Annotated in this window: 12 protein-coding genes; 9 read left to right on the top strand and 3 right to left on the bottom strand. The window is 71.5% G+C overall.

All coding sequences use genetic code 11. The features are described from left to right. Positions 1-35: 35 nt before the first annotated feature. From uraD to pucL, 3 genes are read left to right on the top strand one after another with little or no spacing between them, the layout of a single operon-like run. On the top strand, positions 36-536 hold the full coding sequence (uraD, locus tag ACI3KX_RS09245; protein ID WP_404909494.1) for a 2-oxo-4-hydroxy-4-carboxy-5-ureidoimidazoline decarboxylase: 501 nt from the start codon (positions 36-38) through the stop codon (positions 534-536). Positions 537-540: 4 nt separating this feature from the next. Next, positions 541-879, top strand: a complete 339-nt coding sequence (gene uraH, locus ACI3KX_RS09240) for a hydroxyisourate hydrolase (protein ID WP_404909493.1) — start codon at positions 541-543, stop codon at positions 877-879. Positions 880-881: 2 nt separating this feature from the next. Further along, a complete protein-coding gene (gene pucL / locus ACI3KX_RS09235) occupies positions 882-1,793 on the top strand; it encodes a factor-independent urate hydroxylase (RefSeq protein ID WP_404909492.1) in 912 nt (303 codons plus the stop codon). 272 nt (positions 1,794-2,065) lie between these two features. On the opposite strand, the gene ACI3KX_RS09230 is transcribed toward pucL, so the two are convergent. After that, on the bottom strand, positions 2,066-2,584 hold the full coding sequence (locus ACI3KX_RS09230; protein ID WP_404909491.1) for an adenine phosphoribosyltransferase: 519 nt from the start codon (positions 2,582-2,584) through the stop codon (positions 2,066-2,068). Positions 2,585-2,826: 242 nt separating this feature from the next. On the opposite strand from ACI3KX_RS09230, the gene ACI3KX_RS09225 reads away from it, so the two are divergent. The 3 genes from ACI3KX_RS09225 (at position 2,827) to ACI3KX_RS09215 (ending at position 7,116) form a co-directional block, all read left to right on the top strand. Next, entirely contained in the window at positions 2,827-4,509 is a 1,683-nt protein-coding gene (locus ACI3KX_RS09225; RefSeq protein ID WP_404909490.1) for an alpha-amylase family glycosyl hydrolase, read from the top strand. A 74-nt stretch (positions 4,510-4,583) separates the two neighbouring features. Next, the gene (locus tag ACI3KX_RS09220; RefSeq protein WP_349425812.1) at positions 4,584-5,603 is read left to right on the top strand and encodes a LacI family DNA-binding transcriptional regulator; all 1,020 of its coding nucleotides are present in this window, start codon (positions 4,584-4,586) and stop codon (positions 5,601-5,603) included. 286 nt (positions 5,604-5,889) lie between these two features. After that, positions 5,890-7,116: an amidohydrolase gene (locus tag ACI3KX_RS09215; RefSeq protein WP_404909489.1), complete on the top strand. Its 1,227-nt coding sequence runs from the start codon at positions 5,890-5,892 to the stop codon at positions 7,114-7,116. Positions 7,117-7,132: 16 nt separating this feature from the next. Here the strand turns inward: ACI3KX_RS09215 and ACI3KX_RS09210 are convergent, their stop codons facing one another. Further along, positions 7,133-8,230 carry a VanZ family protein gene (locus tag ACI3KX_RS09210; RefSeq protein ID WP_363356264.1) on the bottom strand — a complete coding sequence of 366 codons (1,098 nt, stop codon included), beginning with the start codon at positions 8,228-8,230 and terminating at the stop codon, positions 7,133-7,135. Positions 8,231-8,439: 209 nt separating this feature from the next. Between ACI3KX_RS09210 and ACI3KX_RS09205 the strand changes: the two genes are divergently transcribed. From ACI3KX_RS09205 to sufU, 3 genes are all read left to right on the top strand, one after another. Beyond that, on the top strand, positions 8,440-10,455 hold the full coding sequence (locus tag ACI3KX_RS09205) for an APC family permease (RefSeq protein ID WP_363357037.1): 2,016 nt from the start codon (positions 8,440-8,442) through the stop codon (positions 10,453-10,455). Between the two features lie 61 nt (positions 10,456-10,516). Further along, positions 10,517-11,818 (top strand): cysteine desulfurase, encoded by a 1,302-nt coding sequence (locus tag ACI3KX_RS09200; RefSeq protein ID WP_404909488.1) that lies wholly within the window; start codon positions 10,517-10,519, stop codon positions 11,816-11,818. Continuing rightward, complete coding sequence (sufU, locus tag ACI3KX_RS09195; RefSeq protein WP_363356260.1) at positions 11,815-12,288, top strand: Fe-S cluster assembly sulfur transfer protein SufU; 474 nt, start codon at positions 11,815-11,817, stop codon at positions 12,286-12,288. The genes ACI3KX_RS09200 and sufU overlap by 4 nt, the downstream gene beginning before the upstream one ends. A 15-nt stretch (positions 12,289-12,303) precedes the next feature. Here sufU and ACI3KX_RS09190 read toward each other — a convergent pair whose 3' ends face one another. Then, complete coding sequence (locus ACI3KX_RS09190) at positions 12,304-13,158, bottom strand: DUF4097 family beta strand repeat-containing protein (RefSeq protein ID WP_363356258.1); 855 nt, start codon at positions 13,156-13,158, stop codon at positions 12,304-12,306. Positions 13,159-13,165 lie beyond the last annotated feature (7 nt).

The following is a 13,165-nucleotide window of genomic DNA, read 5'->3' as shown; positions in this document are numbered from 1 at the left end:
TGCGTGGCAGTGACGCCGCGGCCGAGAGGACACCGATGAACATCGACGAGTTCAACGCGCTCGACGCCGCGGCCGCACACGAGAGCGTGGCGGTGTGGGCGGGCATCCCCTCCTGGGTCGAGACCCTCGTCGGCGGCCGCCCGTACGGCACCGTCGATGAGCTGGCGGCGCGCGCCGCCGCGCTCGCCACCCTGTGGACGCGCGCCGACCTCGACGCCGCGGTCGCGCAGCACCCCCGGATCGGCGCCCGGGTGACCGGAGAGAACGCGGAGGCCGTGGCATCCCGACGCGAACAGGCCTCGATGTCGGATGCCGCCGCCGACGTCGCCGCCCGGATCGCCGACGGCAACGCGGCCTACGAGGCGCGATTCGGTCGCGTCTTCCTCATCCGCGCGGCCGACCGCTCCCCCGAGGAGATGCTCGCCGAGCTCGAGCGGCGGCTCGGCAACGACGACGACGCCGAGGCGCGGGAAGCCGCCGGCCAGCTCGCCGAGATCGCGCTGCTGCGCCTGCAGGCGGCCGTGACGCAAGGATGAACGCATGAGCAGCCACCTGACCACCCATGTCCTCGACGCCTCGAGCGGGACCCCCGCCCAGAACGTCGTCGTGTCGCTCGCCCGGCACCTGCCCGGCGGCGGCACCGCGGGCGTCGCCCAGGCCTTCACCGACGTCGACGGACGAGCAGCCCTCGGCCCCGAGCGTCTCGAGCCCGGCATGTACGCGCTCACCTTCGGCACCGGGGCGTGGTTCGCCGACCGCGGCATCGCCTCGTTCTACCCGCTCGTCACCGTGACCTTCACCGTCGAAGACACCGATCGGCACTATCACGTGCCGCTGCTGCTCAGCCCGTTCGCGTACTCGACCTACAGAGGGAGCTAGTCATGGTCTCGGTGAGCCTCGGCGCCAACAAGTACGGCAAGGCGGAGAACCGCGTCGTGCGGATCTACCGCGACACACCGCGACACGAGATCGTCGACCTCAACGTCACGTCGCAGCTGCGGGGGGCGGCGCTCGCGAACTCGTTCCTCGAGGGCGACAACGCGATGATCGTCGCCACAGACACGCAGAAGAACACCGCGTTCGCGTTCGCGAAGGAGCACGGCATCCCCTCACCCGAGGAGTACCTGCTGAGGCTCGGCGACCACTTCGTCTCGGCATTCGACTGGATCGAGGGCGGCCTCTGGCAGGCCGAGCAGTACGAGTGGGAGCGCATCCTCGTCGACGGTGCGCCCCACGACCACTCCTTCGTGCGCCGGAGACACGGCACGCGGCTGGCGACCGTGCAGAAGCTCGACGGCGCGACGCACGTCACCGGCGGCGTGAAGGACCTCACCGTGCTGAAGTCGACGGGGTCGGAGTTCTCGGGGTTCCCGCGCGACCGGTACACGACCCTGCCCGAGGCGACCGACCGCATCATGGCGACGTCGGTGACGGGGCGGTGGCGCTTCCTGCCCGAGGCGGTCGAGGCGGGCATCGACTACAACGGCCTCTACTCCGACGTCCTCGCCGTGCTGCTGTCGACGTTCGCCACCGTGCACTCACTCGCCCTGCAGCAGACGCTGTTCGCGATGGGCAAGGCCGCGATCGAGGCCCGGCCCGAGATCGCCGAGGTGCGCTTCGCGATGCCGAACAAGCATCACTTCGCGTACGACCTGTCGCCGTTCGGGCTCGAGAACCCGAACGAGGTCTTCTACGCCGCCGACCGCCCCTACGGACTCATCGAAGGGACGGTCGTCCGGGACGGGGTGGATGCCGCGCCCGGCGCGTGGCTCGATCTCCCGGGCTTCGTCTGAGTCGTCGAGGCTCGTCGCCGGGCTCGTCGCGTTTCGTCTTGGTCGCTGGCGCTCCCTCGCTCAACGACCGGGGTCGGTGTTCCGGTGGTTGAGCGAGCGAGGAACGAGCGACACGAAACGCCCCGCACCCAGCGCCTTCCGGTCGTTGAGCGAGCGAGGAACGAGCGACACGAAACGCCCCGCACCCAGCGCCTTCCGGTCGTTGAGCGAGCGAGGAACGAGCGAGACGAAACGCCCCGCACCCGCCGCAGACCGTCGGCTCGGTGACGAGGTCAGGCGGTGAAGACCGTGTGCACGTCGCCGACGACCTCGCGCCCGCCGAGCGCGGTCAGCTCCATGAGCACCGCCGTGCCGACGACGACGCCGCCGAGCTCGGCGACGAGCTGGTGCGCGGCGACCAGGGTGCCGCCCGTGGCGAGCACGTCGTCGACCAGCAGCACGCGGCTGCCTCCGGCGATGTCGTCGTGCGCCTCGATCGTCGCGGTCCCGTACTCGAGCGCGTAGGTGACGGATGCCGCGGGCAGCGGCAGCTTGCCGGCCTTGCGGATCGGCACCAGGCCCGCTCCGGCCTCCATCGCGGCAGCACCGGCGAGCAGGAACCCGCGGGCTTCGACGCCGGCGACGACGTCGAACGAGCCCTCGAACGGCGCGATCATCGCGTGGATGACGGTGCGCAGGGCCCGGGCATCCGCCAGCAGGGGCGTGATGTCGCGGAACTGCACCCCCGGCTCGGGGTAATCGGGGATCGTTCGGATCAGGGACTCGGCGCGTGTGAGGGCTTCGGACGGCACCCGCCCACCCTACGCCCGGGCCCGATTCCCGCCGCCTCCGCGCCTTCGCCACCACCGCGACGCCTCCGCGCTTCGCCACCACCGCGCCGCATCCGGCGCCCGCGTCGTTCCTCAACTGAGGAACAGGGCCGGAATGAGGGGCCGAGCACGGCGTTTCGGCCCTCACATCGGCCCTGTTCCTCAGCTGAGGATCGCCGGCCGGCTCGACGTCACACTGTAAGCGCTTGCAGTACACTGGCCGGATGACTTCCGCAGAGACCGCTGAGCGCACGGACGCGTTCCTCGCCCCCGTCGGCGGCGAGTGGTGGCGCACCGCCGTCATCTATCAGATCTACCCCCGCTCCTTCGCAGACGCATCGGGCGACGGCATCGGCGATCTGCCGGGCATCACGTCGCACCTCGACGACCTGAAGAGCCTCGGCATCGACGCGATCTGGCTGAGCCCGTTCCAGCGGTCTCCGCAGAAGGACGCCGGCTACGACGTCAGCGACTACTGCGACGTCGACCCGCTGTTCGGCACGCTGGCCGACTTCGACGCGATGCTCGCCGGTGCCCATGACCGCGGCATCCGTGTCATCGTCGACCTCGTCCCCAACCACTCCTCCGACCAGCACGAGTGGTTCCAGCAGGCGCTGGCCGCCGCGCCGGGCAGCCCCGAGCGCGGGCGCTACATGTTCCGCGACGGGAAGGGCGCGCACGGCGAACTGCCCCCGAACAACTGGGAGTCGGTCTTCGGAGGCCCCGCCTGGACGCGCGTCGTCGAGGCCGATGGCCGCCCCGGCCAGTGGTACCTGCACCTCTTCGACTCGTCGCAGCCCGACTTCGACTGGTCGAACGAGGAGGTGCGCGAGGAGTTCCGCCGCATCCTTCGCTTCTGGCTCGACCGGGGCGTCGACGGCTTCCGCGTCGACGTGGCGCACGGCCTCGTCAAGGCCGAGGGCCTGCCGGACTACATCCCCGACCCGGAGGCCGGGTCGATGGGCGGCGAAGAGGAGAACGTGCCCTACTGGGGCCAGGATGCCGTGCACGAGGTGTACCGCGACTGGCGCAAGATCCTCGAGGACTACCAGGGCGACCGCGCCCTCGCCGCAGAGGCGTGGCTGCCGACCGCCGCGCGCACAGCCGAATGGGTGCGCTCGGACGAGATGCACCAGGCCTTCAACTTCCCCTACCTGCAGACCGAGTGGAACGCCGCGGACCTCCGCGAGGTCATCGACGTGTCGCTGCAGGCGTTCCCCGGTGTCGGTGCGCCGAGCACCTGGGTGCTGTCGAACCACGACGTCGTGCGCCACGCCTCGCGCCTCGCGCTGACCGCCGAGAACCCCCAGGGTCACGGCATCGGCCCGGAGTCCCCGGGTCAGCCGATCCCCGAGGTGGGTCTGGCTCGCGCCCGCGCCGCCACGACGCTCATGCTCGCGCTCCCGGGCTCGGCCTACCTGTACCAGGGCGAGGAGCTGGGTCTGCCCGAGGTCATCGACATCCCGGGCGACGCGCGTCAGGACCCGACCTGGTTCCGCACGAACGGCGAGCGGTACGGCCGCGACGGCTGCCGCGTGCCGATCCCGTGGAACGCGGATGCCCCTGCCTACGGCTTCAACGAGAGCGGTGCGTCGTGGCTGCCGCAGCCGGCCGAGTGGGCGACGCTCGCGCGCGACGTGCAGTCCGGCGTCGAGGGATCCACGCTCGAGCTGTACCGCACCCTCCTCGCGGAGCGCCGTGCGCGATCGCTGGGCGCCGGCTCGCTCGAGTGGGTCGACGGCTACGGAACGGATGCCGTCGCATTCCGCAACGGGAATGTCACGGTCGTCGCGAACACCGGTTCCACGCCGATCGCGCTCCCGGGCGGTATCGTGATCGCGGCGAGCGGTCCGGTCGCAGGCGGGGAGCTCCCGGCCGACACGACCGTCTGGGTGACGAACGACTGAGCCGGCGTGACTCCCGGCTCCGCGGGGCCGGGAGTGCGCACGCAGCGCCGTGAGCGCGAGGAAGAGGTGACGACGTGGTCAGCATCGACGAGGTCGCCCGCCAGGCGGGCGTCTCGACGGCGACCGTCTCGCGCGCGCTGAGCGGACGCGGCCACGTCTCGGCCGGGGCCAAGGCCAAGGTCGAAGCAGCTGCCAAGAGCCTCGGCTACGTGGTGTCGGCCTCGGCCTCCAGCCTGGCCTCGGGACGCACGCGCAACATCGGCGTGCTGGTGCCCTTCCTCGACCGCTGGTTCTTCTCGACGGTGCTGAGCGGCATCGCGTCGGCGCTCATGCGCCGCGGCTACGACATCACGCTGTACAGCCTCACCGCCGATCGCGCCGAGCGCCACGACATCTTCGACACGTTCCTCCGGCGTCAGCGCGTGGACGGCGTCATCGCGATCTCGCTGGAGCTCGGCGAGGAGGAGACCGAGCGCCTCGTTGCGCTCGACCTGCCGGTCATCGCCATCGGCGGACCCAACCCGCGCCTGACCACCCTGACGGTCGACGACGTCGCGGTCGCGCGCCTGGCCACCGAGCACCTGCTCGCCCTCGGACACCGTGCGATCGCGCACATCGGCGCGAGCCCCGAGTTCGACATCGACTTCCACATCCCCACGCAGCGCCGGCAGGGCTTCGAGCAGGCGCTGGCGGATGCCGGCATCACCGTCAGCCCGTCGCTGTTCGAGCCCGCCGACTTCACCATCGAGGGCGGCTTCCGCGCCGCCAAGCAGCTGCTCGGCAAGCCCGGCGGCCGGCCCACGGCGATCTTCGCGGCCTCGGACGAGATGGCGATCGGCGCGCTCCTGGCCGCGCGGGAACTCGGTTACCGCGTGCCCGAGGACCTGTCGGTGATCGGCATCGACGGCCACGAACTCGGCGAGTTCTTCCGCCTCACGACGGTCGACCAGTTCCCCCTCGGGCAGGGCGAACGCGCCGCGGACGCGATCCTCGAGGCGCTGGAGTCGACGGATGCCGAAACGCCGACGCACCGCCCGGGCGAGCTGCCGTTCGAGCTCATCGTGCGCGGCACGACCGCCCGCCTCCCCTCCTGACGCCTCCCCTCCTGACGCCTTACTCCCCGGCCCCGACGTCTCGCCCTCCTGGCTGCGCGCCGATCCACGCCCATCTCCTTCGTTCACTTGCGCTGAACGTACGCCCGGGCCCGCTCTCGGCGTACGTTCAGCGCAAGTGAACGGTTGTGCGCGATGTGCGGCGGTTCCCGCGGTTCCCGCGGTTCCCGCGGTTGCGGCGGTACCCGCGGTTTCGGCGGGACGTCCACGGACGTCCCGGGACGTCCCGGGCGGTGCCCGCGTCGTGCCCGCGGATAGGCTCGACCCCATGACCCTCGACCTCGAAGCGCTCTACATCGATCTGCACCGGCATCCGGAGCTGTCCTTCCAGGAGACCCGCACGGCGGGGGTGATCACGCAGCACCTCACGGAGCTCGGCGTCGAGTTCGAGGAGGGCATCGGCAAGACCGGCATCGCGTCCGTCATCCGCAACGGCGAGGGCCCCGTGGTGTGGCTGCGCGCCGACATGGACGCCCTCCCCGTGCCCGAGCAGACCGGCCTCGAGTACGCCAGCACCGCGCGCGGCACCGACCCGTCCGGCAACGACGTGCCGGTGATGCACGCCTGCGGCCACGACATGCACATCACCGCGCTGCTCGGCGCACTGGAGCGCCTGGTCGCCACGAAGGACGAGTGGTCGGGCACGATCGTCGCCGTCTTCCAGCCCGCCGAGGAGTACGGCGCCGGCTCGCAGGCGATGATCGCCGACGGCGTGCTCGACCGGTTCCCGAGGCCCGACATCGTGCTCGGCCAGCACGTCACGCCGCTTCCCGCGGGAACCATCGGCGTGCGCAGCGGCACGCAGATGGCGGCATCCGACGGGCTGACGGTGACCCTGCTGGGCCGTGGCGGCCACGGCTCGCGGCCCCAGGCGACCATCGACCCGGTCGTGATGGCAGCTGCCACCGTCATGCGGCTGCAGACGATCGTCTCGCGCGAGGTCGACCCGCGCGACGTCGCGGTCGTCACCGTCGGCTCGATCCACGCGGGGCTGAAGAACAACATCATCCCGGCCGAGGCGAAGCTCGAGCTGAGCCTGCGCTACCCCGACGACGAGGCCCGCGCCCGGGTGCTCGAGAAGGTCGAGCGCATCGTGCGCGCCGAGGCGCAGGCGTCGGGTGCCGAGGAGCCTCCGGTCATCGTCACCGACCACACCCTCCCGCCGACCATCAACGACGTCCACGCCACCGCACGCCTCGTGCTCGCGTTCGATGCCGCGTTCGGCGAGGGAACGGTCATCGACCCCGGCATGTTCACCGGCAGCGAGGACGTGTCGTGGTTCGCGCGCGAGGCCGGCGTGCCGCTGGTGTTCTGGTTCTGGGGCGGCGCCGACCCGGTCGCGTTCGCCGAGGCGTTCGCCGCCGGGACCGTCGAGCGCGACATCCCCACGAACCACTCGCCGTTCTTCGCACCGGTGCTGCAGCCGACGCTCAGCCGCGGCGTCGACGCTCTCGTGGTCGCCGCGCGCGAGTTCCTGGACACGCCCGCGGACTGATCCTGCCGGCTGTTCCTCAGACACCGGATGCGGACGCCGCGCCCGGCGGCCCGGCATCCGGCTCCTCGGGCTCGCGGGCGTCGACGACACGCTGACCCGAGACGAGGCCGGGCAGCCCGCGACCGCCGGTGGTGAACACCAGCACCACCGAGAGGCCCGCGAACACGGTGGCCACGAACGTCCACGCGCCCGGCAGGGCGATGAGCACGAGCCAGCCGCCGATCCCGCCGAGGAAGCGGAGGAAGCGGGCGAGCCCGACGGGCAGCGGCCCGCCCGCGAAGCGCAGCTGGACCGCGTGGTCGCCCACGGTGCCTCCGGTCGCGAGCGTGACGACGAGCCACACCGCGATCGGCGTCGCGCCGCCGACCAGACTCGCGGCCGACCCGTCCTGCACGGCCGCCTCCGCGCCGAGCAGATACAGCGTCAGCTGCACCACCACGACGACCGACAGGCTGAGCAGCCAGGCGGCGAGCCCGTCGCACACCATGCCGAGCAGACGCCGGCCGCGCGTGACCGGCTGCGGCTCGCCGGCGTCCGGCAGTCGCGGCGATCCCCGCAGGCGGCGCGGCACGGCCAGCGCGAGCAGTGAGCCGAGGACGGCGCCGAGGGTGTTGGTGAGCAGATCGCCGACGTCGAACACCCGGTAGGCGCACGGATAGAGGCCCCAGACGCCCGTGAGCTGCGTGACCTCGACGAAGGCCGACAGCGCGAAGCCCACGACGACGGCTGTGCCGACGCCGCGATCGCTGAGCACGCGGATGAAGAAGCCCAGCGGCACGAACAGCAGCACGTTCAGCAGCAGCTGCGCGACAGCGGGATCGGTGGCCGCCGCGGCGCCCCTGCGGGCGAGAGCTCCCCGCACCTCCGCCGCGAGCGCCGTCACATCGACGTTGACGCCCGCGCAGCGGATCGCGTCGGGGTCGGGCAGCGGCAGCAGCGTGTAGGTCCAGATCGCCAGCACGGCGACCAGTGCGGCGCCCCAGAGCAGGAACCGTCCTACGCCGAAGCCGCCGCGCCGGCGGAAGCTGAGCGCGACGAAGGGCACGAACACCAGCACCCCGACGACCACCCCGAGGGTGATCGCGAGCACGGCGAGGATGATCCGGTCCTCCACCCCTCGAGTGTCCCAGAGAGGCCGCTGCATGGATTTCGTGAGGATGCCCGTCCTGATGCGTCCTCACGAACTCCTCACGAGTAACCTGGCCCGCCGTGACGAACGAAAGCCGCGAGCCGTCGGTGGACGAGGCGCCGAAGGCGAAGCGCCTCATCCTGGGCGACCCTCTGGCGTCCACCGACACCGACGAGCACCTGCTCCCCAAGAAGATGGCGCTGCCGATCTTCGCCTCCGACGCGCTGTCGTCCGTCGCATACGCGCCTCAGGAGCTCCTGCTCATCCTGCTGACCGGAGGCCTCGCGTTCCTCGCGTTCGCCCCCTGGATCGCGGCCGCGGTCGTGGTGCTGCTGATCGTCGTCGTGATCAGCTACCGGCAGCTGATCAAGGCCTATCCTTCGGGCGGCGGCGACTACGAGGTCGCCCGCAAGAACCTCGGCGAGATCCCCGGCGTGATCGTGGCCTCCGCCCTCGCGGTCGACTACGCCCTCACCGTGGCGGTGTCGGTCGCCTCGGGCGTCGACAACATCATCTCGGCGCTTCCGGGCCTCAACCCGTTCCGCGTCGAGCTGGCAGTGGGCTTCGTCATCCTCATCGTCGTGATGAACCTGCGGGGCGTCCGCGAGGCCTCCCGGGCGTTCGCGATCCCGACGTACATCTTCATCGGGTCGGTCGGCGTCATGATCGTCGTGGGGCTGTTCCAGGTCGTGATGGGCAACCCGCCCGTGGCCTCGAGCGCCCACTACGCGGTCGAGACCCAGGACCTCACGCAGGCGGCGGTCATCCTGCTCGTGCTGCGGGCGTTCTCGAGCGGCTGCTCGGCCCTGACGGGTGTCGAGGCCGTCTCGAACGGCGTGCCGGCGTTCCGCACGCCGAAGGTGCGCAATGCGCAGACCACCCTCGCGCTCATGGGCGGGATCGCCATCCTGCTCTTCGCGGGCCTCACCGCGATCGCCCTGGTGTCGGGCGTGCACTATGCAGAGAACCCGTGCGACCTCATCGGCTTCGACTGCTCGAACCCGCAGCCGAGCCTCATGGCGCAGGTCTCGTCGGCGGTGTTCGGCATGAACTCGGTCCCGTTCTTCGTCATCCAGGCGGCGACCGCGATCGTCCTCCTGCTCGCCGCGAACACGGCGTTCAACGGCTTCCCCCTGCTGGGATCCGTCCTCTCGCGCGACGGCTATGCACCGAAGGCCCTGAACACCCGGGGCGACCGCCTGGTGTACTCCAACGGCATGATCATCCTGGGTCTCGTCGCCATCGGCGTGCTCATCGTCTACCAGGCGAACCTCACCAACCTGATCCAGCTGTACATCATCGGCGTCTTCGTCTCGTTCACGCTCGGTCAGATCGGCATGATCCGGCACTGGCGACGCGGCCTGAAAGCCATCCGCAGCCTCCCCGCCGATGAGCGCAGCGGCAAGGCGGTCCGCACCGAGCTGTTCGGGCTGCGCAAGGGCCTCTTCATCAACTCGCTCGGCGCCACGATGACGGCATCCGTCCTCATCATCGTGACCATCACGAAGTTCACGCACGGGGCGTGGCTGATCTTCCTCGCGATCCCGATCCTGTCGTTCCTCATGATCGGCGTGCACCGCTACTACCGCGACGTCGACCACGAGATCGCCATGGACGACCGCACCCACTTCGGCTCGACCGGCGATGTCGCCCTGATCCTGGTCAACAAGCTGCAGAAGCCGGTCGTGAAGGCGGTCGACTACGCGCTGGCCGCGAAGCACGACAAGACGTTCGCCGTGCACATCTCGGTGACGAAGGAGGACGCGGCGGCCCTCGAGGCGGAATGGCGGGCGCACCGCATGCCGATCCCGCTGAAGATCGTCGAGTCGCCGTATCGCACCTACGCGAGCCCGATCGCCGAGTTCGTCAAGAAGTACCGCGAGCAGCACGGATCGGCGGTGATCACCGTCTACCTGCCGCAGTACATCGTCGGCCACTGGTGGGAGTCGCTCCTGCACAACCGGCGGGCGCGGCGCATCGCACAGCAGCTCATGCTCGTGCACGGCGTCTCGATCACGCTCGTGCCCTGGCTGCTGGACTCGTCCGAGCTCATCTACGGCCGGCGCTCCCGCGCGCTTCCCGGCGACGACCGCGCAGGACGGCTGGCGGTGCCCGAGGTGCACCGCGCGGCCCGGCGCGCCATCCGCCCGGCCGGGCCGCCCGAGAGGGCGGACGCCGACGAGCCGTCGGTGCCCGCCGCCACACCCTGACCGCGGGAGGCCGCCGCGCGACCCCGGCGCCGAGAGGCGGCATCCCGCGTAGCCTTGAAGGGTGACCACTCCCGCACCTGCACCCTCGCCGGCCGTGCTCCCGGACGCCTCGGCGCTCCGCGAGGACTTCCCGCTGCTCGGCGAGCGCGTCAACGGCGAACGCCTGGTCTACCTCGACTCCGGCGCGACGAGCCAGAAGCCCCGGGCGGTCATCGACGCCGAGGTCGACTTCCTGACGCGCGCGAACTCCGCCGTCCATCGCGGCGCGCACACGCTCGCCGCCGAGGCGACGGAGCTGTTCGAGGACGCCCGCACCGCCGTCGCCGGGTTCGTCGGCGCGCGGCCCGAGCAGCTCGTCTGGACGAGCGGCGCCACCGCCGGGCTCAACCTCGTCGCCTACGCGATCGGCAACGCCTCGGTGGGTCGCGGCGCCCCGCAGAGCGCCCGGTTCGCGCTGCGCCCGGGCGACGAGATCGTGGTGACCGAGAGCGAGCACCACGCCAACCTCATCCCGTGGCAGGAGCTGGCCGCCCGCACCGGCGCGGTGCTGCGTCACATCCCGGTCCACGACGACGGGACGCTGGACATGGATGCCGCCGCCGACGTCATCGGCGAGCGCACGCGCGTCGTCTCCTTCACGCACGTCTCGAACGTGCTGGGCATCGTGAATCCGGTGGACGAGCTCGTCGCCCTCGCCCGCGCCGTCGATGCGGTGACCGTGCTCGACGCCTGCCAGTCGGCTCCCCACCTGCCGCTCGACCTCCCGGCACTCGATGTCGACGTCGCCGTCTTCTCGGGCCACAAGATGCTCGGCCCGTACGGCATCGGGGGCCTCTACGGGCGCGCCGAGGTGCTCGAAGCGCTGCCGCCGTTCCTCACCGGCGGCTCGATGATCACGACGGTGACGCTCGACGAGGCTGCGTACCTGCCGCCGCCGCAGCGGTTCGAGGCCGGCACGCAGCCGGTGTCGCAGGCGATCGGCCTGGCGGCCGCGGTCCGCTACCTCGACGGCGTCGGGATGCGCGCGGTGCACGCGCACGAGAAGCAGCTGGAAGCCCGCATGGGCGAGGGGCTGCGGTCGATCCCCGGCATCCGCCTGCTCGGCGACGCGCCCGGCGCGGATCGGGTCGGGCTGTGGTCGTTCGACGTCGACGGTGTGCACGCGCACGACGTCGGGCAGTTCCTCGACGCGCGCGGCGTCGCGGTGCGCGTCGGGCACCACTGCGCGCAGCCGCTGCACCGCCGGTTCGGGCTCACCGCCTCCGTCCGCGCATCGACGGCGCTGTACAACACCGCCGACGACGTGGACGTGTTCCTCGACGCCCTGTCGGGCGTGCGCTCGTTCTTCGGGGCCGGCGCATGAGCGGGCTGGAGTCGCTGTACCAGGAGCTGATCCTCGACCACTCCAAGCGCCCGCACGGCAAGGGACTCGCCGACGAAGCCGCCGAGGGCACTGCTCCCGGCAGCCGCGTCGCGACCTCGTATCAGCGCAACCCGATCTGCGGTGACGAGATCACACTCCGCGTGCGTCTGTCCGACGACGGCACCACCGTCGACGAGGTGACGTGGGACGGCGCCGGCTGCTCCATCTCGCAGGCGTCGGCATCGATGCTCGCCGCGCTGATCGAGGAGGAGGAGAGGATGCCGCGGGCCGAGGCATCCGCGCTCGTCGAAGGCTTCCGCGAGGCGCTGCGATCGCGCGGCGAGATCCCGCTCGACGAGGAGGTCTTCGGCGACGCCGCCGCGCTCTCGGGCGTCTCGAAGTTCACGGCGAGGGTGAAGTGCGCGATGCTCGCGTGGGTGGCGTTCGAGGACGCCGTCTCGCGCGCCTGACCGGCTGTTCCGGCCTCAGCCGGCGACCGGGTGCGTGCGGTGCACGGTGATGTCGCCGTAGCCGGTGCGCGCGTACAGCTCCAGCGAGGCCTCGCCCTCGACCGGGCCGGTGGCGGCGGCCAGCTCGTTGCGCACCGACGCGTGCCGGCTCGACGCGTCGAGCCAGACGGCGGTGCCCGAGCGGATGCCGAGCGTCACGGCGCCGTACGACGCCTCGACCCGCGCCGTCCCGCCGTTGAGGTCGCCGATACGCACCGGTCCGTAGGCCGAGCGGACGGTCAGCGCCGGCCCGGGATCGCCGAGATGGACGACGCCGCTCGACGTCGCGATGTCGGCGACCCCCGACACGGATCCGACGTCGATGCCGGCATCCGACCCCTTCAGGCGGAGGGCCCCGTCCACGATGCCGATCCGGGCACGCCCGGAGCTGATGCTCACATCGGCGTCGCCGCGCACGTGCTCGACGCGCAGCTCGCCGTGGCCGAGACCGAGGTCGGCGCGACCGGTGCGTTCGAGGGTGGCGTCGCCGTAGTCGAGGGCGATGCGCGCGGTGCCGACCGCCCCCGCGACGCGGATCGAGCCGTACTTGAGCGCCAGCGACACGTCGGAGCCGGTGGGCACGCGCACGGAGACGTCGACGGAATCGCCCGAGCCGAAGAGGGTGAAGCGCGTCGGCCCGACGATGCGCAGGTCGGAGCCGGAGTGGATCACCCGCACGGCGTCGGCGGCGCTGCGGTCCCCGCCCCGGTGCGGGTTGGCGGGGCCGATCTCGACGGCGAGGTCACGACGCGACTCCGCGATGACGTCGATGCGCCCCATCTGCAGCTCGATGCGCAGGGCCGCCGGACCCGGCGCAGGGAACGTCCTCATCAGCGCA

The organism is Microbacterium sp. ZW CA_36, from assembly GCF_044987475.1.
GTDB lineage: Bacteria > Actinomycetota > Actinomycetes > Actinomycetales > Microbacteriaceae > Microbacterium.
The sequence above is the reverse complement of the archived record's forward strand: the minus strand, read 5'-3'. Positions and strand labels throughout refer to the sequence as shown.